We start from the raw sequence: 25,476 nt of genomic DNA, 5'->3' as shown, positions 1-25,476 counted from the left end.
ACTGAGCGACGTCTTGGCAAGAACCAGATCCACTTTTTAAGCGAAGGCAGGGATAGTGAGTGATGAAGTTCGATTGCGTGAAGGTTTCAGGAAAAGTTGACTACGTTCGATCTGTTGATCGAATGAACGGCGGACATAAAGCTAAAATCAGCATTGACGGTGCAGTTATCCCGAATTTGCAAGTGTCGAACAAGCTTTACGAAGAGTTGGCGGGCGGCGAGAGTGTAACTTTGTATGGCTTGTTTAAAAGAAATAATGACAAAGAAAAAAACACAGGCATTTTGTACGGCCTAGCGAAGCAAAACGGCGAGAAATCATTTGCAACCCAGTATAGATATCAAGTCCCACTTTTCCTGACGGTCACTGCAGTCATAGCATTTTGCCTAACTTTCGTCGCCGGTTGGATCGCCTCGATATTTCCAGTGCTTTTCTTGTTTGGAGAAAATTCAGATTATATGTATACCACTACGGTATTTGCAGTAATTGAGTCGAGCTTGGTTGCCGCTTTTTTCCTGTGGAGGGCCTGGGTGATGTTCATTGCTACGTCTGATCCTGAAGCTTGGGAAACTACCGAAGCTGCAGTGCTATCGAGTCGCTTCAGTAAGCTCCATAAGTAATAATCCTGTACGTAGGGCACGCTTACACCCGCCCCGGCTTCAGGATCGCTGCGCCAGACTTTCCTTTCCTAGTGAGTATCGGGCAAGCGGAGCGCGCAGGCGTACAGGATGAGCGCCCAACGGGCTGAGACGCGGCGCAGCCGTGGCTCAGTTCTCGCCAGCCTTCCGCCGCAGGCGGCACGCCATAGCTACTACTGCCCGATATCAAATCAACAAGGATGCGGCTGAAATGACCGACGATGAACTCCGTCAGCTTGAGGGCGCTAGGCGAAGGACTCTGTGGGCGCTTGCATGCCTCCGTCCTGGCGATCCCACAGCATCCGAGCTCCTTGCCATCCTCGATGATCTCGACGACCAAGAGCGAAACGACTGCTCCTGTAGCGGTAAGCCACTCGAACTCGTTGAGGTTCGTAACTTCGTCTCGGTGATGCGTCATAACTCCGGAATCGACATCATCTTGGAGCGCGATATCCCGCAGCCTTGGCGAGAACGCTTTCTGCAAGCGAGCATCGGATCAACCAGAATTCCTGAGGGGCCCTACGCCACAGACTGGGACAAATTTCTGATTGAATGGCAGCGTGAGATGCATCATCTGCAAAATCACCAAGTTGCACAGGCTGCTAACAGCTAGCACTGCTGGTTCGAGCGATGGCGGCGCAAACACATAAGCAATCGGTGTTGCCGCTGAAAATCGCAATCTCAAACAGGAGCAGCAAGGTGGAACGACCTTCTTTTTTCATCGATTTCGAGGCATCAGGGATAGCCCCAGATAGCTATCCCATTGAAGTTGCCGTCGTGTCGAGTGAGATCTCCTTCAGCTCGCTTATCAAGCCAGTACGGTACTGGACGCACTGGTCGTTCGATGCGCAAGACATGCATGGTCTCACTCAGGATCATTTACTTCAGGAAGGTGATGCCCCACCCACCGTGGCGGAACGAATGAATCAGCTGTTTTCAGGGCAGGTGCTTTGCAGCGACTCACCTCAAGATGTTTTTTGGCTCGATGTCCTCTACGAAGCAGCAGACCTGACGCCGACCTTCGAGTTGAAGCCTTTGGAAGTGTTTGTGGGTCGGGAGGCTGCCAGTGACATTTATCGCCTACTGCCCACGACTAGGCACCACCGAGCTCTCCATGACGCAACCGCTTTGATGAACGCATGCCGTGCTTTGTCCGAAGCTTGAACTACCAGAGGGGTGGATACCTACCCTCACCTATGCGAAAGCGATGAGTCCATTGAAGTATGGATGTAGCACAGCGTGTGCGACCGCTCGAACCGAAGACAGGTGATCACGTGCCTGGTAGGCATGGCAAGCGGAGCGCGCAGGCGTGTGGGATGGAAGCCCGAAGGGCCGAGACCTTGGCATCGCAAGGGCTCGGTGCACGACAGCCGCTCCCCGCAGGGGCGCGTCTCAACTGAAAGCTCAGGGTCATCAAAGCTCCGCATCCCAAGCATCCATAGCCTCGCTCATAGTCGCGTACCACTGGAGGTCACCGAGCTGTAGGGCATTCGCAATTTGCCTGTTGGTATTGCCGTCGACCCAAGTCGGGAGACTCCCTATGGCCTCTGTGAACAGACTGGCTGTAGCGACAGCGAATCGCCCCGTACTTGTAGACTGGAGGCACACGTAGCGCAATGCAGCGCCACTGGAAAGCCTACGCCAGGCCACGACCTCAATGCAGTCCATTGGCTCCACAGGAGCCTCGACGGCGAAACCCGCGCCCTCATCCGCCCTATGGCTCTCAGATGCTCGGAACGGCCCGCCAAGCGCTCTTGGGTCGTGTACGAGGTGCTTCAACTGCTCACGTGCGGAGACAATTTGCTCCCGAAACTCTTCTGGATCAATGAACATGGCCCCTTCCGGCGTCACCCTAAGGGTCTTGAGGCTGTTCGCGGCTTGGATGAACGCAAGTTCGCGCTCAATCTCACGCTGAGGACGGTGGTCTTGGCGGATGAGATCCCATAGCGCACGGACTATTCGCATCTGACTATTCTCCCTGGTATCGGTAAACCCACACCGGCAGCACGTGAAACTGTGATGACTCAGGTTCACAAGCCGTTCGGGTGGAGCAGCAACACTACTCAGCACTCTCGCGGCTGCTTAGCCGCATTTCCAGCTTTTCAACCAGAGCTTTGACGCTTCGGATCTCAACCGACATATCAATTTTTTGCAGCTTGGATCTATGCTCCAGAGCAGTGAGCGTGTCTTTAACAGAGTCCAGTTCGTCTTGGGCCTCAAGCATCGAACTGTAGGTAGAACTCGAGGTGAGCGCCTTGTATTCAGCGTGAAAATAATGATGGAGAGAAGCAGGGTCAGAGTGGCCGGTGAGTTGGGCCACCTCTGCGCAAACATCGTCTCGCAGCGCCGGCGTCCATCCTTTCTTTAGAGCGGGGGTTTGGGCGAATCTTTCCTCCAGTCTGATATTGATTTGACGCGTGACAAAACGATGTCTAAACATGGACAGGCAAACACGGGTACCTGACAAACCAGCACCTAAACACAGTCGGTCAAACTCCTTAGTGATTGACTCTTTTTTCAGTCGACTACCGTTTTCACCTAGGAATATATTGTTGGGCTGGTCGAACAAAATATTACGATCTGCTAGGAAGTCAATGTAAGCCTTCCTAGCCTCCACGTAAATTGCAAACCGCCTTGCATCTGCAGCATTGATTTTAAAACGGCGTAACGGTGCCGGAGTTCCGCGCTTTTTAGTGGGGATCACAATCTCCAGTGTGTTCGAAATGTTTTGATTGAGCTCAAGGTCGAGGTCAAACAGCTCCTCAGGACGTAGTCCTGTGAGCTTCATCATTCTTAACGTGAACATCCGCCGTTCGTATAGATACACACTGGTAGCATCGTAAAGTTCGAGGTCACTGATTGATTTAAGTCTGGAGCTAGCAGGCAGATCCTCCCAGTCTCGCTTCCGGAAAATCTCATCCTGGATTTTTTGGATGATATGTTCGTCTATTGCCACCTTGTCATCGTTGTACGGCACGGGAGCTACGAGCAGTGGATGAACCATGTAGCATCGCTTGGTTTTGGGATTTGTCTCGTAAGATATCGTGATGTTTGCACCGCTATTCTTTAAGCCTATCAATGGTGTTTTAGATAGATTTGGGTAATTTTCGGTTAGCCAGTGCAGAAAGTTAAGCATGGTATGCTGAATTAGCCGGGTGCGGTTGTTGTTCCTTGCTGGTTCGATACCACGAAGGGTGGATTTGGTTTCTTCAACTAGCTGTTTAGTAAAATCCTGAAAATTAGTTTCGTTGAAATTACTGAATTGAATGTTCTTGACAGAGCAGAAGCGAACGAAGTGCGTGATGAGCGCCGCGTCTACCCGCGCAGAATCCCTGGCGCCTGTGGACGCGCAGATCTCATCCATCCATAGATTGGCAAGGTTACATGGCCTCCCGTTGGGCCAACGAATAAGTACGAAATTTCTGATAATGCGTGGCTTTCCAATGAACGCCCCAGTCTTCCGAACCGGCATAGCTTTGTCTGGTACGCTTACGGAATCATATTCCGTGTAGAGTTGCTTACCCATCCTTTTTGCCGCCGTCGATAACCTTCATTTTCTCTGAAGAAAATATCTGGTCGCTTATCAGGAAAGAGTGATATTTGGCCTTGGACGTTTTGACTTTAAGTGCGATGGCTGCACGGATTTCATCAGCGCTACGGGTGTTCTGAGGATCAATACGCTCTAGGAAAGTCAGGATGTCAAAGTACGCCATCGAGGCGATGTGAGCCTCCAGCAGCGCGATGCGCGCCTGATCCTTGTCTGAAGGAAGGTTAGGCGCCGGCGCCGGGTTAACCTTGGGAGTCAACAGGGCGAATGCCATGGTTCTCATCTGTAGCATCTTGTCCCACAGGCTTGACCCAGAGATGCCAAACTGTGCAACCTTAGCCGCTTGCTTCAGGGAGTTGAGCGAAATCGATGTGAAGCAGCCAGCGACATCCAGTTTGCAGAAGCCTCGCATCGAGGATAGGGCTCGAAGCTGGGCTTTCGACGGTGTAATTTCTTTAGATAGCACCTGTGAAAGCCAAGTGTGACGAGAGTGGAGATTTTTATTTGTTGTATCTCTCATCTTTTTGGCCTCCTAGGCAAATGGCGAAATCGATGGTGTAGATTTCTTCGTCGTAAGATTCAAGCCTGACTTTATATGTGGTCATATCGAACTCAGGTTGTTGCACCATTTTGTCTAGGTATTTGAGCAATTCCTTGTTGCTAATCGAGGCGATGCTGGTGGCTTTGAAGTGCTTCAAGGCTTCTATGTAAAGCGCTAGAAGCCCTTGGTTTGTATCTTTGGACAGCAAGCCGTTTTCAAGAGCAATGAGCTTGTCGTCGATGCATTCGGATTCATATCGGACGGCTTCCGAATCTGACGGTTCATAATCTGTGTAATCATCAATATGCTTCCTATTGGAGTGACCTGCCATATACCTCAGCAATTCTTTCGCTGAATCTCCTACGTGTCTATGTACGAGCAGGAGGAAGAATTTTCTCATCTCGTGAATGCGCACATACCATCGCCGACCTATTTTATCGACGGGCAGTTGGATAGCATCGCAGAAAGTATTAATGCACAAGTTCACTTTCCATTCAGGAATTTCGCCACTAGGGCATTTGAATCCTCGGCCCGGAATATAAAACAGCCTCCCTGCGTACTCCGATTCATCTCCATAGATATCTGCTAGCTTTTCGCCGAGCACTTGGAGTAGCTGGATGGCATGGGCAGCAACGTAGGGAATAGGGCGCTCAATGAAGTCGTTTGCACCCAACTCCCCAGTTTTGCCAACCATGTGGCCCATAAAAGCGCCATTGTTGCCCCGGTCAGTAGATAGACAGTTACGTTCAAGGGTACTAAGCTCAGTATTCCGAATAGGTTTTACGATGCCGATAATTATGGCGCAAGCGCCATAAAAAGATTCCATCACCATTTTGTAGTTGGTTTTATCTACAGGGAAATTTTTCTTCTCTTTGGTTTGGAGCCTGCTTATGTTGAGCGCTTGGAATAGCGGCTGGGCAGGTAGGTTTTCCATACCTCTCGTCATCCAAAGGTGTTTTGTTTTCTGGAAGAGCTCGTTCTTTTTTACGGACTGTTTCGACAATGAATTGTCTTCGTCAATAGAGACGAATTGCTCGATGTAAAAAATCAGAGACTCAACTATGGCATTTCCGTAGACTGTTATCCACTTGCAGGCCTGATTCAGGCATTTGAAGCCAATATCAAGAGGTAGCAATTTGGTGTGGCCACCTGGCTTCAAGTGTGGCTTGTAATCAAGAACAAGTTGATCAATGTTCAGCTTAATGTCGGGGATGTCTTCGGGCAGAATATCATGGCCTTGGAAAAATAATTTTAGGCACGACATGGTATCCATAAAAGAGCTGATGCCCATCGCCCCGTCAGCTGCTTCATCTATTGTCTTAGTATTTTGAGTGCTGTGAAGGTTTGCTCGTACACCTCTTTGTAGTAAGTCGTCATGGGCTAAGGCCGGCTCAAACTGCCTAATGAACAGTCGAAAATTTGCATTATGCAGAGACGTTGAAGGTCGACCGAGAATGGAGCCAATATAGTCTCTTGACAGCAATCCTTTATCATAGGTGCTGTTTTGGGCGCTGGAGACATAGAGGTCGTTTCGAGTAAAGTAGGAAATCGCTTCTCTTGTGAGCTCAACTGGCAGGGCGTCCGGGTCTGATATAAGATCTTCTAATGAGAAGGAGACAGGTAAGATATCGAGCAGGTGTGAAATGAAACGCTCCTTCAACAACAAAGCAGCAGTCCATCCACCCTGACTGAAAGTTTCGGCGATAGCTTTGCAGGCATCCTCATCGAAGAGCCTGAAGCCATGCGTACTGGTTTCATAAGTATCTTTATAAAGATTGGCGCGTGCCGCCAGATTCATAGCGAAGCTAAAGTATGTGATCCATCGACCTTCCGCGACTGGTTTACCTGTAATGGTGCCCATGCGACAGTGAAATAACCATTTCTGCACCGTTTCCAGCAGCAGCTTATTAGGGGCGTCGGTGAGGTTGGTGCCGTCCGCCATCAAGCGATCAAAGCTCATGCACTGAAGCTTTGACCCACCTGGAAAACTGACCAGCCATTCCTGACTTCCGATCCCACCTCTTACCAGCCAATCTGCTTGATAGCTGTGGCTTCTTTTATAGATTTTGCTTTGCCGTTCCGCGTGCTCGATCATCGCTTTGATACGACGTTCGTCGAATGAAAAGTCTTCCATTAGATGGCCTTCCAATCGGAAAGGGAGACTAGCGGACGAAGGTCTTGCTTCAGGATGGTCGCACGAGCATGCGATTTTCGGAGTTCACTCATGGAGTCGCCCGAAACCCTGCCCGCAATAGCCATCTCAGCGTTAGATGCGCTATCGAAATCGAGGGAAATTGTTTTCGCTACTAAATCCCTGAGCGCCGGGAAGATCCATAAGGGCACGCTAGTTCGCTCATCGATCACTAAGCGTTCTTCTGGTGCAAGCTTATCGACGGCATCTGCGTATGCGTAGATCGCGGCAAGGCTAGCCGCACTCCGATCAAATAGCAGTTCGCGCTCTACAAACATTTCAATTAGAGAGCTGGGGTCAGGCGAGTAATGACCCAGCTTCGAGCGTAAGGCTTCGCTTAAGGGATCTCCCTTCTTAAGGCCTAATAGTATCCGTCGGACAAAAGCCTGTAGCTCTTCTCGAGTGCTAAAGTCAGATGCAGCTAACTGCCAAGGCTCGCCCTCTGTTGCTACTAAGATAAACTTTTGATGTAGCACCCTGAAAAACCTCGTCGCCCATCGATGAACCATCCAGGCCGGAATATATTTATCTCTGACCACCTGCAAAGAGTTACCCAGCATGTCCGCTACGGCCTGGAGACTACCAGTACGCAAAAACTCCAAAATCCCTTGAGTGCATCGGATCGTGTAGAGATTGACCATGCTTGGAGTTACGCCTACTTTGTCTAGTTCATCTTTATATAAATCGTGCAGAGAGAGTCCAGCATTTGTAGTCAAGGTTTTTGCAAAGTTAGGACTGGAGCCAATTTGGTTTCTGCTCGAGACAAGGAACAGCTTCCTCCACCCGCTCTTACCCTCCGATAAAAGGCGTCGTCTTGGCATGTTTGTACACCGAATCACATCCATAACGATCCGAGTGCTCAATGGGGGAAGTACAGAGACCTTGCGTGACTGCGCGCGAGGTTTGCTAACGCTGACTGTTATTCGCTTGGTGTCACTATTGCCGCGTAGATAGAATTTTCCGTCTCGTCGGTATAACCTTATGTTGGTCAGTGATGATGGATTGAACGAAGGGTTTTCTGATGCAATGATCGCACTTGCAACTGCGCAGTCTCTGGGTGACAAGTAGCCGAGTAGTCGGTTGAAAGTTTCGTTAACTGTATTGTTATCGATACAGTCGTCGCCGGCAGCCTCCCATAGTCGTGCCCTAAGTTTTGGCTTGCTATGGGAGTTGTAGATGACGGGCCTGAAGAAAGGTAGTTCTTGCAGGTCGTCGAATGTCATCGATTTAAGCTCGTCAGTCTGTTCGGCGTAATATCGAGCGACGGCTAGAAACCAGTTAATACCTGTAGGCGAATCTGGATGCGCAAGATGCATCCCGTTTCTGCTGAATTGTCCGCTCTCGAGCACCGCCTCGATTTCGTCGTTCGAGATGTTCTTACATAGCTCATCACCTCGGGCGTGGCATCTTAGCATTCGATTCCAGTAGTCTACCGAGCATTCGACGATGGCATCGGCCCTTGTCTCGAGGGTGTTCTTAAGATTAAGTAGGTACACGTCATCTTCAAAACTCAAGCCTTCTTCCACAAGGTATTTTTTGGGAAGCAGAAATCGTGGCCCTTTGGGAATAGGCGTGTGCACAGTCCCGTAACCAGCCGGTTGAGACATATTCTCCGGTTGACTGACGGAATTCGCTTTTGCATTTGGGATGAATGTGTCTTCCGGTATGAATCCATCCCGCCTCAGTTTTTTGTAGACAAACGCCACCGCGTTCCAATGGTCATATCGGGTTTTGGGCTTATGATCTTTGTTGTAGAGGTGATGGGAGTAGTGTGTAAGTATGAAGTTGCTCCAGTCATCTTCCGCAGGCGGGAACTTTAACCGGAGCTTGGTAACGTGGTTGAAGATATATCTACTTGCCCGGAAGCGTCCTGAATAGCTAGTAGTCTCTCCAGTGATGCACAATGCCCTAACCGCCTCGGCTACTTTATAGAGCACTTCTTTGTCGACCCACGATGGAGTGTGGATAGTAGAAATCCTGTAGTCGTGAATACATTCATCATCATCCCACTTGAATGTGATGCGATCATCCTGCACTTGGTAGGTAAGCATAATGAGACCCTACGTTGAAAGCGGCATAGCGTAGTGGTCTGGTTGCTCTGGTCAAGAACTTTCGTGCGTGCGTCTAAAGTTTTAAACAGTGTATTAAAAGCATACTCTTACATGTATTTAGGGACGGGATTTTGCATTAACCTCACGTAGCAGTGAAAGGTTGGCCGACAATTGATATGTTGTTTGGTATATCTGTTGGTCTGTGTTTCGCTGATAAGGAATTGCCGGCCTAGACGCTGATCAGCGAATACGCCGGGGGGTAAGGATTAGGCTGGACGAGAGGGTTCGTCGTTATCGGCATACCTAAGCATGGGGGAGCGCAAGGAAGGCGGTTGCTGCTTCCCAGCGTACTCAGTTCCTAGGCAGCATTTCACTGAGCGATTGCTTGGTCATCCTCAACCAAGTGGTCTCTAATAGCTCTTTGCCGGGACTGCTGGCGGGGCATTAATTAAATGAATATTGACTTAGCGTTTGAACCAATTATCGATTTATCCGTCGCCGTGTTCTACGGATACAAGCACTACCTCCGCATATATTTAGTCCAGTTGGTGTTAGGCCCCTAGCTTGTGTTATCGAAGCTAATATTAGTATCCGAATCGGCTTGAATCACGTCCAGCGCAAACCGTAATTTTTTTCAGGTGTGACTGGACATCCCGCGCCTCGCCGCAGACAACACTGCGATACGCGCCAGCTGTCCACCCTTGAGATTGGTGATTTGGGGGAGGGCAAAGGCGATGGACGGTGCGCTAGGGTTTCCCAACTGTCAATCCGAGGTGATGGGCAACCTGGCCACGATGACCTCATCTCGATCATTGTGAGATCTCTCTTCCGTTCACAGCCTATGGGAGGTACTGGAGTTTCTATGAATTCAGCGTTTTTTTCGTCTGGGGTATCCGAAGCACATGGAAATGGGTGTCAAGTTTTAGGTGTCAAAATCTTTGTATAAGCTGTTGATTTATATAGGGTTATACCTTCTAGATGAATTCATGTGTCTAGAAAAGCATATTGCTCGACATCAACGGCATCCTCGGCCTCGCCGCGCTGATGGGCGGGATCAAGCACGGCGAACAGTCCTACAACGACGATTCGGCGCGCAGCTACAGCGTGATGATCCTCACCGCCATGGGCGTGTCGATGGTGGTGCCGGAGTTTATTCCCGAGGCCAACTGGAAGATTTATTCAGCGTTCACCATCGGTGCGATGGTGGTGCTTTACGCGCTGTTTCTGCGCATGCAGGTCGGCCCGCACAGTTACTTTTTCAGCTACAGCTATCCGGATAAACGCCGCAAGAAAGAACCACAGGACGCGCAGGTGAAAGCACCGAGCATCGGCCTGTCGATCGGCATTCTGGTGTTTGGCATTGTGGTGATCGGCGCACTGGCCGAAGTGATGTCGAAGACCCTCGATCTGGGCCTGGAAGGCACGGGCGCGCCGCCGGTGATCACGGCGATTCTGGTGGCGGCCATTTCAGCAGCGCCGGAGATTTTGACCGCGTTGCGCGCAGCGTTGGCCAACCGCATGCAGTCGGTGGTGAACATTGCGATGGGCGCGTCGCTGTCGACGGTGATTCTGACGGTGCCGGTGATGGAAGCGATGGCGCTGTATACCGGCCAGCCATTTCAGATGGCGATGACGCCAGTGCAGACGGTGATGATTTTCCTGACCTTGATCGTTAGTGCGATCAACCTCAATGACGGCGAAACCAATGCCATCGAAGGCATGACGCACTTTGTGCTGTTTGCGACGTTCATCATGCTGTCCCTGCTCGGCCTTTGATATTGATCGTTCCCACGCTCCGCGTGGGAATGCCGCCATGGACGCTCTGCGTCCGCTGCTGGGACGCGGAGCGTCCCGAGATGCATTCCCACGCAGAGCGTGGGAACGATCATATGGGGAGGGGGATCAGGTGCCGGCGATCAGTTGGCGTGCCGCCTGGCTGTGATCGGCGATCAAGCCTTTGAGGTCAAGGCCTTCAACCTGGCCATCGACCACGCGCCACTTGCCACCGATCATCACTCGATCCGCACGATCGGCGCCGCACAACAGCAGCGCCGAAATCGGATCATGGCTGCCGGAGAAACGCAGCTCATCGAGCTTGAACAACGCCAGATCCGCCTGCTTGCCCATAGCAATCTCACCAATGTCGGTACGGCCCAACAAGCTCGCCGAGCCCTTGGTCGCCCAACCCAGCACGCGTTCCGGAGTGATCTTCTCGGCGCCATAACGCAGACGCTGGATGTACAGCGCCTGACGCGCTTCCAGAATCATGTTCGAGGCATCGTTGGACGCCGAACCATCGACGCCCAGACCAAACAGCGCACCGGCGTCAGTCAGATCAATACTCGGGCAGATGCCGGAAGCCAGACGCATGTTCGAACTCGGGCAATGGCAAATGCCGGTGCCAGCCTCGCCGAGACGCGCGATTTCGTCCGGGTTGAAGTGAATACCGTGCGCCAGCCAGGTGCGCGGGCCGAGCCAGCCGACGCTGTCGAGATAATCGACGGTGCGCAGGCCGAAACGCTGCAGGCAGAAATCTTCTTCATCGAGGGTTTCCGCCAGGTGCGTGTGCAGGCGCACGTCGAGTTTGTTCGCCAGTTCAGCACTGGCCGACATGATTTCCGGGGTCACCGAGAACGGCGAGCACGGCGCCAGCGCGATCTGGATCTGCGCGCCATCGCCACGCTCGTGGTACTCGTGAATCAGGCGCTGACTGTCGTCGAGAATCACCTGACCTTCCTGCACGGTCTGTTGTGGTGGCAGGCCACCGTCCTTCTCGCCGAGGCTCATCGAGCCGCGAGTAAGCATGGCGCGCATGCCCAGTTCACGCACGGTTTCGACTTGCACGTCGATGGCGTTTTCCAGGCCGTCCGGGAACAGATAGTGGTGGTCGGCAGCGGTGGTGCAACCGGACAGCAGCAGCTCGGCCAAAGCGACTTTGGTGGCGAGGGCGAGTTTCTCCGGTGTCAGTCGCGCCCACACCGGGTACAGGGTTTTCAGCCACGGGAACAACGGCTGATTGACCACTGGGGCCCAGGCGCGGGTGAGGGTTTGATAGAAATGGTGATGGGTGTTGATCAGGCCCGGCAGGATCACATGCTCGCGGGCATCGAACACTTCAGCGCACGGCGCCGACGGCTGTTGGCCGGCAGCCAGTACTTCGACGATGACACCGTCTTGCACGACTAGACCGCCACGGGCATCGAGCTCGTTGGAGGTGAAAATAGCGAGGGGATTTTTTAACCAGGTACGGGTCGCGGGCATGTTGCCGGCTCCTCTGAAAATGGGTTCAGGGTTGCCAGCTCAGTGATGCCCTGTCTGCTGATCCAGGGTCGCCGCGGGGACGAGGTGCGCAGTTTCGAACAAAACGCTGCATCGGGCAAGCCCAACCCGACAGGACAACATCACCAAAATACACAACCCAATGGCGATGTAATCCGACAACGCCCATTCCAACAAAATACGCAACCCTGTAGGAGCTGCCGAAGGCTGCGATCTTTTGATCTTGTTTTTTACAATCAAAAGATCGCAGCCTTCGGCAGCTCCTACAGGGGATCATCAATTACCAGGGAATCGTTTCACCCTTGTAATTGATGAAGTGATGCCCGCCCTTGCCGGTGTACGCATTCACCTGATCGATCAGCCCACGGGTGCTGGTTTCCACATCAAGGTCAGCCCCTTCGCCGCCCATGTCCGTCTTCACCCAACCCGGATGCAGCGACAACACGGTCATCTTTTGCTCGCCCAATTGCGTGATAAAACTGTTGGTCATCGAATTCAGCGCAGCCTTGCTGGCCTTGTACAGCGCCAGTTCCGGCGCGTCCGGCACGGTCACGCTGCCCAGCCCGGAACTCATGAACGCCAGCACACCGCTGCCCTCGCGGATCTGCCCGACAAAACGCTGGGCCAGATTGATCGGCGCCACCGCGTTGGTGAAAAACAGCTGACCGACTTCGGCCAATGTCGCGCCGCCCGGGGTCTGATCGGCCGGGCCTTTGACCCCGGCGTTGACGAACAGCAGATCAAACGTTTCGCCTTTGAGTTGCTGACTCAATGCGATCACCGCTTGCTGATCGTCCATGTCGAGCTTCTCGATCCGCACCTTGCCCAGTGCTTCCAGCGCCTGAGCATTGGCAGGATTGCGCACGGTGGCGGTGACTTGCCAGCCGTCGGCCAGCAGGGTTTTCACCAGACCGAGGCCAAGGCCCCGGGAGGCGCCGATAATCAGTGCGTTTTTTGCAGACATGAGGGGCTTCCTTGATGAATGAGGATCATGGATTCAATGGACAGGCCTGACCGAGCCGAAGTTGCAGCTCTTGCCGCAGCACGTCGAGCTCGCCCATGCGGGTTTCGATCAGTTGCAGTTTGTCGCGCAGCAACTGCGCCACGGCGTTGTCCGGATCGGGGGCGTCCCACAACGCCGCGACACTGTCGCCGATCTCGCCGAGGGTAAATCCCAGGCGCTGCGCGGTTTTGATATAGAGCACCAGTTGCACCATCTCCGGTGGATAGTCGCGGTAACCGTTGGCGCTACGCTGCGCCGCAATCAACCCGCGTTGCTCATAGAAACGCAGGGTGTCACGGCTGACGGCGCTGGCCAGGGCTAATTCACCGATGCGCATGGCGACTCTCAAAAGGGCTATTGACCCTGGAGCATACTCCAGGCTTTAACGTACTTGCTCCCTGAATTTCTGGAGCAAGGACGATGTGGACTTCAACGCAATATCGCAACGTGGTGCGCGGCAGTGCCTGGTATGACTTGGTCGTCACGGCAGCGTTTGCCACGCCATGGAGTTTTGCGCTTGTGCATGGGCTGTTGAGTGCGCTGGATTTACCCGGCGAATTGCCGGCGTTTCAGCCTGTGCACATGTTGATGGCGAATCTGTTGGGGTCGGTGGTGTGCGTGTGGGCGGTGCTGCGGATTCGTGATCCGCAGGCGCTTTATGGACGGTATGACGCGGTGGCGCGGTTTTTGTTTGCGGTTTGGCAGGCGTACGCCTTGGCCCATGGTGCCAGTTCGATCCTGCTGGTTTTCCTGGTCTTCGAACTGGCGTGGGGCATTGCTCAGGTGTTGCCTGTCAGGGCCTCATCGCTGGCAAGCCAGCTCCCACAGTGTCTGTGCCGTGCACAAAATTTGTGATCACCACTGAACCTGTGGGAGCTGGCTTGCCAGCGATGGGGCCACTGAATTCACCTCTTAATGCCCCGCCTGCCAAGGCTGCCCCAGCGAAACCGGTGCATACAACCGCGTACGCAACGCATCCCGTGACAACAGCACCAACACCACAATCGTCGCCACGTACGGCAGCATCGCCAGCAAACTCGACGGAATCGCCAGCCCCAACCCCTGCGCGACCAAATGCAGGATGCTGGCGAGCCCAAACAAATAAGCCCCCAGCAACAACCGCCACACCCGCCAACTGGCAAACACCACCAGCGCCAGCGCGATCCAGCCACGCCCGGCGGTCATGTTTTCCGCCCACATCGGCGTGTACGCCAGCGACAAATAAGCCCCGGCCAACCCGGCCATTGCCCCGCCAAACAGCACCGCCAAGGTACGCACGGTCAACACCGGCAAGCCCATCGCACTGGCCGCATCCGGGTTCTCACCCACGGCTTGAATGATCAACCCGACACGACTTTTGATGATCACCCACGCCACCAGCGCAAACAGCGCGAACGACAGATACACCAGCAAATCCTGAGCAAACAGCATCCGCCCGATCAGCGGAATTTCACTCAGATAAGGAATCGCCAACGGCTCGAAACCGGCCAGTGGTTTCCCCACCCAGGCCGCGCCGACAAAGGTCGACAGCCCGACACCAAAAATCGTCAGGGCCAACCCGGTCGCGACTTGATTGGCATTGAACACCAGCGCCACCAGCGCAAACAGTGACGACAACAACATCCCGGCCAACATCGCCAGCAACACGCCGAGCCACAGGTTGCCGCTGTTCAGCGCGACGATAAAACCAATCACTGCACCAAACAGCATCATCCCTTCCTGCCCGAGATTGAGCACGCCGCTCTTCTCGCAGATCAGTTCACCCAACGCCACCAGCAACAGCGGCGTGCCGCAACGCACCATGGCGTAGAAAATATTGCTCAACAGATCGATGTCCATCACAGCGCTCCGGCGGTTACGGCGGTGGTCGACGTGCGCTTCACCCAGCGCAGATTCAGGCGTGGCCGATAGAGGATCAGCACGTCACAGGCGAGCAGGAAAAACAGCATCATTCCCTGGAACAACTGGGTGATCGCCTGCGGCAGATTCATCGTCATCTGCGCGCTCTCGCCACCGATGTACAGCAGCGCCATCAACAGGCTGGAAAACAGAATCCCGATCGGATTGAGGCGTCCGAGAAACGCCACGGTAATCGCCGCATAGCCGTAACCCGGCGACACCTGCGGCACCAATTGGCCAATCGGCCCGGTGACTTCACAGACGCCAGCGAGCCCAGCCAAGCCGCCGCTGATCAACAGCGCCAGCCAGATCAAACGCTTCTCGCGAAAGCCGACAAACCCCGCTGCACGCTTGTCCAGCCCAAGCACTTTGATCTGGAAACCGACAAAGCTTTTCTGCAACAACACCCACACCGCGACCAGTGCGAGCAGGGCGAAATACACCCCGGCGTGCACGCGGCCATCCTCCATCAACAACGGCAAACGGCTGGCGTCGCCGAACATCGCCGACTCGGGAAAGTTGAACCCGGCCGGATCCTTCAGCGGCCCATGCACACAGAAGAGCAGCAGGTTCAGCGCGATGTAATTGAGCATGATGCTGGTGAGAATTTCGTTGGCGTTGAAGCGCGTGCGCAACCATGCCGTCAGCCCGGCCCACGCCGCGCCGGCGAGGGTGCCGGTGAGCAGAATCAACACCAGCGCCCAACGGCTTTGCATATCGATGATGTTCACCGCCAAGGCGCTGCCGGCAAGGGCGCCGAGAAGCAATTGACCTTCGGCGCCGATGTTCCAGATCCGCGCCTGATAGGCCACCGCGAGACCCAGTGCGCAGAGCAGAATCGGCAGCGCTTTGACCAGCAATTCGGAGACGCCATACATATCGCTGACCGGTGCAATCAACAGCGTGTGCAAGGTTTGCAGCGGGTCGTGGCCGAGGGCGATAAACAGCAGCGAGCCGCAACCGAGCGTCAGCGCCGCCGCCAGTAACGGCGAGCACCACAGCATCAGACGCGATTGCTGGCCACGGGGTTCGAGGGAAAGCAGCATGAGTAAAACTCCGTTAAACCGTGGCGGCGGAAGGTGGGTTGTCGAACTGGCCGGCCATCCAGCCGCCGACATCGCTGAGTTGCGTATCGCCGGTGTTGTGCAGCGCCGACAGGCGTCCGCCACACAAGGCGCCGAGGCGGTCGCTGATCTGGAACAGTTCGTCGAGGTCTTCGGAAATCACCAGAATCGCCGCGCCGGCATCGCGCAACGCGATCAACGCACGGTGGATGGTCGCGGCGGCGCCGACATCGACGCCCCAGGTCGGATGCGCGGCGATCAGCAGTTTCGGTTGCTGAAGGATTTCCCGGCCGAGGATGAATTTCTGCAGGTTGCCGCCAGAGAGGCTGCGCGCAGCGGTTTGCGTGTCCGGGGTTTTTACGCCGAAGCGCTGAATGATTTGTTGGGCGAGGACTTCGACTTTGCCGCGTTCGATCAAACCGTGGCTGACCAAACCTTGTTGGAAAGCGGTGAGCAGGGCGTTGTCCGCCAGACTCAATTCCGGCACCGCACCATGGCCGAGGCGCTCGGCGGGGACGAACGCCAAGCCCAATTTGCGTCGCGCGTCCGGGCGTAAATCGGCGACGTGTTGCTCGGCGAATCGAATAGTCGCAGCTTCCGCCCGAGGCAAGGTTTGTTCGCCACTGAGCAAGGCGAGCAACTCATCCTGGCCATTCCCCGCAACTCCGGCGATGCCGACGATTTCACCGCTGCGCACCTGCACATCAATGTCAGTCAGCGAGCAGCCAAACGGATCGGGGTTGTGCCAGCTCAAGCCCTTCACCTGCAAAAAAGCCGCGCCGCCGCTGACTTTCGGATAGTCGCCAATCAACGCCGCCGCTTCGCCAACCATCAACTGCGCCAATTGCTGATCCGAGCATTCGGCCGGCACGCAATGCCCGGCCACGCGCCCGCCGCGCAGAACCGTCGCGCTATGACACAGCGCGCGTACTTCGCCGAGCTTGTGGCTGATAAACAGAATGCTGCAGCCTTCGGCGGCGAGACTGCGCAGGGTGATGAACAGTTCATCGGCCTCCTGCGGGGTCAGCACCGACGTCGGTTCGTCGAGAATCAGCAGACGAATGTCCTGCATCAGGCAACGGATGATTTCCACGCGCTGCCGCTCGCCGATCGACAGGCTGTGGACAAGTCGCTCCGGCTCCAGCGCCATGCCATAACGGCGCGACACTTCACGAATCTTCGGCTCCAGTTGTTTCGGCGTGCCAGCCTTCGCGCCCATCGCCAGCGCGATGTTCTGCGCAACGCTGAGGGTTTCGAACAGCGAGAAATGCTGGAACACCATGCCGATGCCCAACTGCCGTGCCTGCGCCGGATTGCGGATGTTGATGCGTTGGCCTTGCCAGAGCATTTCCCCGGCGTCGGCCTGGGTGACGCCGTAGATAATTTTCATCAAGGTACTTTTGCCCGCCCCGTTTTCCCCGAGCAGGGCGTGAATTTCTCCGGGCGCGATGCTCAGGTCGATGGCATCGTTGGCCAGACAACCGGGATAACGTTTGCTGATGTGGCGCAGTTGCAGGCGCGGGAGGGGAGGCGCGATTGGCATGACAGGCTCGACTTGCTTGAAGTTGTGCCTGTGGATAAAGCAATTTCCTGGCCATTGAGTCAGGAACCCGAGCGGGCTGCGGGTGCGGGCGCTCGGCGCAGAGCATTGCGGTGAAAATCGGCGGGATTCGCAGCACCATTACAGCGCAAAACCGTTGATCGGGCTCCAGTTTTGCCCGTTGGCAACTGATCAAAAAACGAGCAAACCCGCGGGGGCTAGGCAGAACCTGCGACTGCGGCGGTCATGAACGGGTTATCCACAGGTTGCTCCACAGTTATTGTGCGCAAGCTGAAAAGCTGGGCATAAGCACTGTGGTGCTTTCTTCTAATGGTGCTAAACGTGGCTAACCGATTGTTTCTGCTTGAAAATTACATTTCGTCGGGCAAATTGAACGAAAAGTGAACAAACCGCGCAAAGCCACGTGACAGAAGGGTTACAGCGTTATGTGCTCAGGTTATCCACAGTCGGGTGCACAGCAGATGTGGGCAAGTTTGCGGGATATGAAATTTCGCATCCGCTCCAAAACATCGCACCCCTGTAGGAGCTGCGGCACGCTGCGATCTTTCGATATTGCTCTACCGCTCCAACAAAATCCGCCCACGACTCAAATCCGCCAACTGCCCCTGCAACACCGCAATCTGCGCTTCACCCACCGCCAACTTCAACTCAACGCCATTCGCCGTAAAATTCTCCTCAACAACCAACCCAGCCAAATCCGCCACGCGTAACTTCACCAACGCCAACTCGGCAAACCCGCAAGCACAACTCAACGCCACCCGACTGATCAACTCAACCTTAGCCGCCGTCTGCAAACACTTGTTCGCACCACCGCCATAGGCCCGGGCCAAACCACCAGTGCCGAGTTGAATCCCGCCGTACCAACGAATGACCAGCACCGCGACCTGATCGCAATCCTGCGCTTCAATCGCCGCAAGAATCGGGCGCCCCGCAGTACCGCCCGGTTCGCCATCGTCATTGCTGCGATATTGATCACCGAGTTTCCACGCCCAGCAATTGTGCGAAGCATTGAAATCGCTGTGCTGTTCAAAGAACGCCTGCGCATCAGCAGGGCTGCCGATCGGCGTGGCGAAGGTGATAAAGCGGCTTTTGCGAATCTCTTCGCGGTACTCGCAAAAACCGCTGAGGGTGAAAGGCATAAACGTCTTATAGAGAAGGAGTGAGGCCGCAGCCTTTGAGAATGATGCGGATCAGGTTGTTGCCGGCGTCTTCCATGTCTTGCTTGGTCAACTTGCTGCGACCGCTGACGCGACAGATCTGCGTGGCGAAATCGGCATAGTGCTGGGTGCTGCCCCACAACAGGAAAATCAGATGCACCGGATCAACCGCGTCCATTTTGCCCGCATCGATCCACGCCTGAAACACCGCCGCGCGGCCAGTGAACCAGGCGCGGTAATCCTGATTGAAATATTCGGTCAGGCATTCGCCGCCGCTGATCACTTCCATCGCAAAGATCCGCGAGGCTTGCGGCTGGCGCCGGGAGAACTCCATCTTGGCGCGGATGTAGCGGGTCAGCGCCTCGGCCGGATCGTCCTCGGCGGTGAGCGTGTTGAAGGTGCTGTCCCACAGCTCGATGATGTTGCTCAGCACCGCCACGTACAAACCGAGTTTGTTGGTGAAGTAGTAATGCAGGTTCGCCTTGGGCAACCCGGCATTCTGGGCGATGGTGTTCATGCTGGTGCCTTTGTACCCGTGACGGGCGAACTCGTCTTCGGCGGCTTTGAGGATGGTCTCTTCGTTTTTCTGACGAATGCGGCTGGCGGGTTTTCCGCCGTGGGCTGGGACTTCAAAGGTCATAGGCACTTCCGGGTTTGTCTGTGGGTGCAACCAGTTGCGTTGATAGCGCACCCACAGAGATCCGACAAGTCCTGAAATGATAAAACCGTTACGCCTGTTCGATCTTGTTCAGCGGCGCGTGCGCTTCGGCGACCTCGGTTTTTGACTCCGGCAGCAACAGGCACAGGATGATCGCCGTCAAACCGCCGCTGGTGATCGCCGAGTCGAACAGGTTCTGCACCAGTTTCGGCAGCAGATGCAGCAGGTTCGGTTGTGCGGCGATGCCCAGACCAACGCCGAACGATGTGGCGATGATCAACATGCTGCGCCGATCCAGCGACGACTGCGCGAGGATGCGCACGCCGGCCGCAGCCACCGCACCGAACATCACCAGGGTCGCGCCGCCGAGTACCGGTTTCGGGATCTGTTGCAGCACCGCGCCGATCATCGGGAACAGTCCGAGACAAAACAGGATCGCGCCGATATACAGCCCGACGTAACGGCTGGCAACGCCAGTCAGTTGGATCACGCCGTTGTTCTGCGCGAACGTGGTGTTGGGGAAAGCGCTGAAGGTCGCGGCGATCATGCAGCTCACGCCGTCACCCAGCACGCCACCGCGCAGGCGGCTTATATAAGAAGGGCCGCTGATCGGCTGGCGGGCGAGCATGCAATTGGCGGTGAGGTCACCGACGGTTTCGATGGTGCTGATCAGATAAATCAGCGCGACCGGCAGGAAAGCTGTCCAGTCGAAGCTGAATCCGAACTTGAACGGTGTAGGAAAATTCACCAGCGGCAAGTCAGGTAATGGCTGCGGCAGCAGTTTCCCGCTGAACCACGCGGCCAGACTGCCCAGCACTAAACCTATGATGATCGCCGACAAGCGCACCCACGGCGTGTTCGAGCGGTTGAGCAGAATGATCGTCAGCAGCACGAACACGCCCAACGCCAGATTGCCCGGCGCACCGAAATCCGGCGCATTGAAGCCGCCGCCCAGATCAGTGATGCCGACTTTGATCAGACTGATGCCGATCAGGGTGATAACGATCCCGGTCACCAGCGGCGTTACGACTCGACGCAATTGACCGATGAAACGGCTGAGGACGATCTGCACGATCGCGCCGAAAAAACACACACCGAAAATCATCGCCAGAATGTCTTCCGGGCTGCCGCCACGTTGCTTGACCAGAAACCCCGCCGACAGCACCGCACCGAGAAAGGCGAAACTGGTGCCTTGCAGACAGATCATCCCGGCGCCAATCCCGAACGGCCGCCGCGCCTGAATAAAGGTGCCGACGCCCGAAACCATCAAGGCCATGCTGATCAGATACGGCAAATACGCCGTCAGCCCCAGCGCCGAACCAATCACCAGCGGCGGGGTGATGATGCCGACGAAACTGGCGAGCACGTGTTGCAGCGCGGCAAGGGTGGCGGCGAGTGGTTTGGGGCGGTCGTTGAGGCCGTAGATCAAGTCGCTGGACGGTGCGGAATCTGGCTGCATGGCTTAAGGCTTCTTATCAAAGGAACGAAGTAATTCCCCCTCTGCAAAAACCTGTCCACCTGCTCAACTTATCCCCCCTGTAGGAGCTGCCGAAGGCTGCGATCCCTTGATCTTGCTGTACTTCACCAACATCGCAATCCCGATCAACGCGTCGCCGCCAGACTCTCCAAAAAGCTCTCCAGCACCAAATGAGGGCGCCGCCCCTTGCGCGTGACCGATGCCAGACTCAAATCGTAAAACCGCGTCCCTGCTTTCAAAGCACGCAAACGCCCCTGCTGCACCCAAAGGCTGGCGTAATGATCCGGCAAATACCCAATGTAACGCCCGGTCAAAATCAAAAACGCCATGCCTTCCCGGTCAGATGCACTGGCCGTGCAATTGAGTGCCTGGTAGTGCGCCTGAATATCCGCGGGCAAACGAAACGTTGGTGCAATCGCGTCCTGACTGTTCAGGCGTTCGTCATCCAGTTGCTTGTCATCGACGTAAAACAGCGGATGGCCCACCGCGCAATAAAGCAGCGAACGCTCGCTGTACAGCGGCTGATATTCCAGGCCCGACAACGCGCTGGCCTGCGGCACCACGCCAACATGCAGACGCCCGTCGAGCACACCTTGCTCAACTTCGTTCGGTGCAATCATGCGGATCTGAATCTGCACATCCGGCCCGCGCTCCTTCAGTTGTGCGAGGGCGTGGGTAATGCGCATGTGGGGGAGGGTGACGAGGTTGTCGGTCAGGCCGATGATCAACTCGCCGCGCAAATGCTGGTGCAGGCCGTTGACCTCGGTGCGGAAACTTTCCAGCGCACTTAATAGCTGCAACGCCGATTGATAGACCTCGCGACCTTCCTCGGTCAGCGAAAACCCCGCACGACCGCGTTGGCACAATCGCAGACCGAGGCGCTGCTCCAGATCGCTCATTTGTTGGCTGATCGCCGAGCGACCGATGCCGAGCACAGTCTCCGCCGCCGAGAAGCCACCGCACTCCACCACGCTGCGAAAAATCCGCAGCAGGCGAATATCAAAGTCACTGACCTGGGCCAGCGGATCGGGGCGGCGGCTGCTCATCTTATTGTTCTCATTGTTTAGCGTAGTTCTAACTGAAGGTTAGAAGAGTTGGATTTCACCGACTTTATCGCCGTGGCAATTTAGCTGCAACAACGCTTTTTATCTCCCTGACGCTTATGCCCTGCGAGGTTTTGCCCGATGAACATGCCTGAAAACGCTCAGTCGCCACTGGCCAGCCAACTGAAACTGGACGCGCACTGGATGCCGTACACCGCCAACCGCAACTTCCAGCGCGATCCGCGTTTGATCGTTGGCGCCGAAGGCAGCTGGCTGATCGACGACAAGGGCCGCCGGGTATACGACTCGCTGTCCGGTCTGTGGACATGCGGCGCGGGCCACACCCGCAAGGAAATTCAGGAAGCGGTCTCCAAACAGTTGGGCACCCTCGATTACTCGCCGGGCTTCCAGTACGGTCACCCGTTGTCGTTCCAGCTGGCCGAGAAAATCACCGAGCTGACCCCGGGCAACCTTAACCACGTGTTCTTCACTGACTCGGGTTCCGAGTGCGCCGACACCGCGGTGAAAATGGTGCGTGCCTACTGGCGCCTGAAAGGTCAGGCGACAAAAACCAAAATGATCGGCCGTGCTCGTGGTTACCACGGTGTGAACATCGCCGGCACCAGCCTCGGCGGCGTCAACGGCAACCGCAAGCTGTTCGGTCAGGCGATGATGGACGTCGATCACTTGCCGCACACGCTGCTGGCGAGCAATGCGTTCTCCCGTGGCATGCCGGAGCAGGGCGGTATCGCTTTGGCCGATGAACTGCTGAAGCTGATCGAACTGCACGACGCTTCGAACATCGCCGCGGTATTCGTTGAACCGATGGCCGGTTCCGCTGGCGTGCTGGTACCGCCACAGGGTTACCTGAAACGTCTGCGCGAGATCTGCGATCAGCACAACATCCTGTTGGTGTTCGACGAAGTGATCACCGGTTTCGGCCGTACCGGCAACATGTTCGGTGCCGATACCTTTGGCGTGACCCCGGATCTGATGTGCATCGCCAAGCAAGTCACCAACGGCGCGATCCCGATGGGCGCGGTGATTGCCAGCTCCGAGATCTATCAGACGTTCATGAATCAGCCGACGCCTGAATACGCCGTGGAATTCCCGCACGGCTACACCTACTCGGCGCACCCGGTGGCTTGCGCCGCCGGCCTGGCAGCACTCGACCTGCTGCAAAAAGAAAACCTGGTGCAGAGCGTCGCTGAAGTCGCGCCGCATTTCGAAAACGCGCTGCATGGTCTCAAAGGCTCCAAGCACGTTATCGACATCCGTAACTTCGGCCTGGCCGGTGCGATCCAGATTGCCGGCCGTGACGGCGACGCCATCGTGCGTCCCTTCGAAGCGGGCATGGCGCTGTGGAAAGCCGGGTTCTACGTACGCTTCGGCGGCGACACCCTGCAGTTCGGCCCAACCTTCAACAGCAAGCCGCAAGACCTCGATCGTCTTTTCGACGCGGTCGGCGAAGTGCTGAACAAGCTCGACTGATTCCACGCAGAACCTGTGGGAGCCGAGCTTGCTCGCGAAGGCGTTCTTAAGAGCGCCAAAGACATCCGGCTCCCCCACAAAGCTACCTATATATAGAAGGCGCCCTTCAATGGGCGCCCGCTGAACAAAAATTCAGGAGTTTTCGATGAGCGTTATCCCGCATTTGATCAATGGCGAACTGGTGACCGAGAACGGTCGCGCGGTTGATGTGTTCAACCCGTCCACCGGTCAGGCTATCCACAAGCTGCCATTGGCCACCCGCGAAACCATCCAGAAAGCCATCGATGCCGCCAAGGCTGCATTCCCGGCGTGGCGCAACACGCCACCGGCCAAACGTGCCCAGGTGATGTTCCGCTTCAAGCAACTGCTCGAGCAGAACGAAGCGCGCATCTCGCAACTGATCAGCGAAGAACACGGCAAGACCCTCGAAGACGCCGCCGGTGAACTGAAACGCGGCATCGAGAACGTCGAGTTCGCCTGCGCCGCCCCGGAAATCCTCAAGGGCGAGTACAGCCGCAACGTCGGCCCGAACATCGACGCATGGTCGGACTTTCAGCCGCTGGGCATCGTTGCCGGTATCACCCCGTTCAACTTCCCGGCCATGGTGCCGTTGTGGATGTACCCACTGGCGATCGTCTGCGGCAACTGCTTCATCCTCAAGCCGTCCGAGCGTGACCCAAGCTCGACATTGCTGATCGCTCAGTTGCTGCTGGAAGCCGGCCTGCCGAAAGGTGTGATGAGCGTGGTTCATGGTGACAAGACTGCGGTGGACGCGCTGATCGAAGCGCCGGAAGTCAAAGCGTTGAGCTTCGTTGGTTCGACGCCAATTGCTGAATACATTTATGCAGAAGGCACCAAACGCGGCAAACGCGTTCAGGCACTGGGCGGCGCGAAGAACCACGCGGTGCTGATGCCGGATGCCGATCTGGATAACGCGGTCAGCGCACTGATGGGCGCGGCGTACGGTTCGTGCGGCGAGCGCTGCATGGCGATTTCTGTTGCCGTGTGTGTTGGCGACCAGGTGGCGGATGCGCTGGTGTCTAAACTGGTTCCACAGATTCAGGCGCTGAAAATCGGTGCCGGCACTTCCTGCGGTCTGGACATGGGCCCACTGGTGACTGGTCAGGCGCGCGACAAAGTCAGCGGCTACGTTGATGACGGCGTGGCAGCGGGCGCGACCCTGGTGGTCGACGGTCGTGGTTTCAGCGTGGCCGGTCATGAGGAAGGCTTCTTCCTCGGTGGCTGCCTGTTCGACAACGTCACCCCGGAGATGCGCATCTATAAAGAAGAGATCTTCGGCCCGGTACTGTGCATCGTTCGTGTGAACAGCCTGGAAGAGGCCATGCAACTGATCAACGATCACGAGTACGGCAACGGCACCTGCATCTTCACCCGTGACGGTGAAGCGGCGCGTCTGTTCTGTGACGAGATCGAAGTCGGCATGGTTGGCGTCAACGTACCGCTGCCGGTGCCGGTGGCTTACCACAGCTTCGGCGGCTGGAAGCGTTCGCTGTTCGGCGACCTGCATGCCTATGGTCCGGATGGTGTGCGCTTCTATACCCGTCGCAAGGCAATCACCCAGCGCTGGCCACAGCGTGCTAGCCATGAAGCCTCGCAGTTCGCGTTCCCTAGCTTGTAAGCAGAAGGGCAGTGCAGCGAAGGCCGACCCCTTGGGGTCGGCCTTCGCGTTTTCGGGCTTTTTTGACCGATGTGACAGATTTATGAAAATAGGTGTTGACGGCAGATCTCAGGTGTCTATAATTCGCCCCACTTCCGGCGCAGTCGAAACGGAAAACTCCTTGAGATTCAATGAGTTATGTAGGTTTCGGCAGCAGGTGCTTCAGTTCATCGAAGCGCAGAAAGAAGTTGAAAAAGAGGT

The 25,476-nt window shown here is 55.7% G+C and carries 20 protein-coding genes and 1 pseudogene; 7 read left to right on the top strand and 14 right to left on the bottom strand.

Annotation, left to right across the window (positions count from 1 at the left end; genetic code table 11):
* Positions 1-62: 62 nt before the first annotated feature.
* From EJA70_RS17680 to EJA70_RS17670, 3 genes are all read left to right on the top strand, one after another.
* Entirely contained in the window at positions 63-617 is a 555-nt protein-coding gene (locus EJA70_RS17680; RefSeq protein WP_256677696.1) for a hypothetical protein, read from the top strand.
* A 229-nt stretch (positions 618-846) separates the two neighbouring features.
* Complete coding sequence (locus tag EJA70_RS17675; protein WP_158832371.1) at positions 847-1,248, top strand: hypothetical protein; 402 nt, start codon at positions 847-849, stop codon at positions 1,246-1,248.
* A gap of 86 nt (positions 1,249-1,334) precedes the next feature.
* Complete coding sequence (locus tag EJA70_RS17670) at positions 1,335-1,799, top strand: exonuclease domain-containing protein (RefSeq protein WP_158832369.1); 465 nt, start codon at positions 1,335-1,337, stop codon at positions 1,797-1,799.
* An 895-nt stretch (positions 1,800-2,694) separates the two neighbouring features.
* Here EJA70_RS17670 and EJA70_RS17665 read toward each other — a convergent pair.
* Genes EJA70_RS17665 through EJA70_RS17650 form a run of 4 tightly spaced genes read right to left on the bottom strand, consistent with a single transcriptional unit; the run spans position 2,695 to position 8,965 of the window.
* The gene (locus tag EJA70_RS17665) at positions 2,695-4,161 is read right to left on the bottom strand and encodes a hypothetical protein (RefSeq protein ID WP_158832367.1); all 1,467 of its coding nucleotides are present in this window, start codon (positions 4,159-4,161) and stop codon (positions 2,695-2,697) included.
* Positions 4,154-4,702: a hypothetical protein gene (locus EJA70_RS17660; RefSeq protein ID WP_158832365.1), complete on the bottom strand. Its 549-nt coding sequence runs from the start codon at positions 4,700-4,702 to the stop codon at positions 4,154-4,156. Before EJA70_RS17660 ends, EJA70_RS17665 begins: the two co-directional genes overlap by 8 nt.
* Complete coding sequence (locus EJA70_RS17655) at positions 4,683-6,857, bottom strand: hypothetical protein (RefSeq protein WP_158832363.1); 2,175 nt, start codon at positions 6,855-6,857, stop codon at positions 4,683-4,685. Before EJA70_RS17655 ends, EJA70_RS17660 begins: the two co-directional genes overlap by 20 nt.
* Complete coding sequence (locus tag EJA70_RS17650) at positions 6,857-8,965, bottom strand: hypothetical protein (protein ID WP_158832361.1); 2,109 nt, start codon at positions 8,963-8,965, stop codon at positions 6,857-6,859. The genes EJA70_RS17655 and EJA70_RS17650 overlap by 1 nt, the downstream gene beginning before the upstream one ends.
* A gap of 999 nt (positions 8,966-9,964) precedes the next feature.
* Between EJA70_RS17650 and EJA70_RS17645 the strand changes: the two are divergent.
* Positions 9,965-10,741: pseudogene (locus EJA70_RS17645) on the top strand (calcium:proton antiporter); the annotation flags it as partial.
* 126 nt (positions 10,742-10,867) lie between these two features.
* On the opposite strand, the gene EJA70_RS17640 reads toward EJA70_RS17645, so the two are convergent.
* The 3 genes from EJA70_RS17640 to EJA70_RS17630 all read right to left on the bottom strand — a co-directional run bounded on the left by EJA70_RS17640 (position 10,868) and on the right by EJA70_RS17630 (position 13,584).
* Positions 10,868-12,226: an 8-oxoguanine deaminase gene (locus tag EJA70_RS17640; protein WP_158832359.1), complete on the bottom strand. Its 1,359-nt coding sequence runs from the start codon at positions 12,224-12,226 to the stop codon at positions 10,868-10,870.
* A gap of 298 nt (positions 12,227-12,524) precedes the next feature.
* Entirely contained in the window at positions 12,525-13,208 is a 684-nt protein-coding gene (locus EJA70_RS17635) for an SDR family oxidoreductase (RefSeq protein ID WP_158832357.1), read from the bottom strand.
* A gap of 25 nt (positions 13,209-13,233) precedes the next feature.
* The gene (locus EJA70_RS17630) at positions 13,234-13,584 is read right to left on the bottom strand and encodes a MerR family transcriptional regulator (protein ID WP_158832355.1); all 351 of its coding nucleotides are present in this window, start codon (positions 13,582-13,584) and stop codon (positions 13,234-13,236) included.
* 83 nt (positions 13,585-13,667) lie between these two features.
* On the opposite strand from EJA70_RS17630, the gene EJA70_RS17625 reads away from it, so the two are divergent.
* Complete coding sequence (locus EJA70_RS17625; protein WP_158832353.1) at positions 13,668-14,102, top strand: hypothetical protein; 435 nt, start codon at positions 13,668-13,670, stop codon at positions 14,100-14,102.
* Between the two features lie 57 nt (positions 14,103-14,159).
* Here EJA70_RS17625 and EJA70_RS17620 read toward each other — a convergent pair whose 3' ends face one another.
* From EJA70_RS17620 to EJA70_RS17590, 7 genes are all read right to left on the bottom strand, one after another.
* Positions 14,160-15,086 (bottom strand): ABC transporter permease, encoded by a 927-nt coding sequence (locus EJA70_RS17620; protein ID WP_064118442.1) that lies wholly within the window; start codon positions 15,084-15,086, stop codon positions 14,160-14,162.
* Positions 15,086-16,192, bottom strand: coding sequence for an ABC transporter permease (locus EJA70_RS17615; RefSeq protein WP_158832351.1), 1,107 nt, complete (start codon positions 16,190-16,192; stop codon positions 15,086-15,088). The genes EJA70_RS17620 and EJA70_RS17615 overlap by 1 nt, the downstream gene beginning before the upstream one ends.
* A gap of 13 nt (positions 16,193-16,205) precedes the next feature.
* The gene (locus EJA70_RS17610) at positions 16,206-17,753 is read right to left on the bottom strand and encodes an ABC transporter ATP-binding protein (protein ID WP_158832349.1); all 1,548 of its coding nucleotides are present in this window, start codon (positions 17,751-17,753) and stop codon (positions 16,206-16,208) included.
* A gap of 575 nt (positions 17,754-18,328) precedes the next feature.
* On the bottom strand, positions 18,329-18,910 hold the full coding sequence (locus tag EJA70_RS17605; RefSeq protein ID WP_158832347.1) for a YigZ family protein: 582 nt from the start codon (positions 18,908-18,910) through the stop codon (positions 18,329-18,331).
* A gap of 7 nt (positions 18,911-18,917) precedes the next feature.
* On the bottom strand, positions 18,918-19,568 hold the full coding sequence (locus tag EJA70_RS17600) for a TetR/AcrR family transcriptional regulator (RefSeq protein WP_008088675.1): 651 nt from the start codon (positions 19,566-19,568) through the stop codon (positions 18,918-18,920).
* Between the two features lie 88 nt (positions 19,569-19,656).
* Entirely contained in the window at positions 19,657-21,045 is a 1,389-nt protein-coding gene (locus tag EJA70_RS17595; RefSeq protein WP_158832345.1) for a uracil-xanthine permease family protein, read from the bottom strand.
* 143 nt (positions 21,046-21,188) lie between these two features.
* Entirely contained in the window at positions 21,189-22,109 is a 921-nt protein-coding gene (locus tag EJA70_RS17590; RefSeq protein ID WP_053116962.1) for a LysR family transcriptional regulator, read from the bottom strand.
* 138 nt (positions 22,110-22,247) lie between these two features.
* On the opposite strand from EJA70_RS17590, the gene EJA70_RS17585 reads away from it, so the two are divergent.
* Together EJA70_RS17585 and EJA70_RS17580 are read left to right on the top strand one after the other, a co-directional pair.
* Positions 22,248-23,597: an aspartate aminotransferase family protein gene (locus EJA70_RS17585; protein WP_008088681.1), complete on the top strand. Its 1,350-nt coding sequence runs from the start codon at positions 22,248-22,250 to the stop codon at positions 23,595-23,597.
* A 145-nt stretch (positions 23,598-23,742) separates the two neighbouring features.
* Positions 23,743-25,236, top strand: a complete 1,494-nt coding sequence (locus EJA70_RS17580) for a CoA-acylating methylmalonate-semialdehyde dehydrogenase (protein WP_008088683.1) — start codon at positions 23,743-23,745, stop codon at positions 25,234-25,236.
* Positions 25,237-25,476: the final 240 nt, after the last annotated feature.

Origin of the sequence: Pseudomonas sp. PB103 (assembly GCF_009764635.1) — a bacterium.
Taxonomy (GTDB): domain Bacteria; phylum Pseudomonadota; class Gammaproteobacteria; order Pseudomonadales; family Pseudomonadaceae; genus Aquipseudomonas.
Note: the sequence above shows the minus strand (reverse complement) of the source record. Positions and strands in the feature narration are given on the sequence as shown.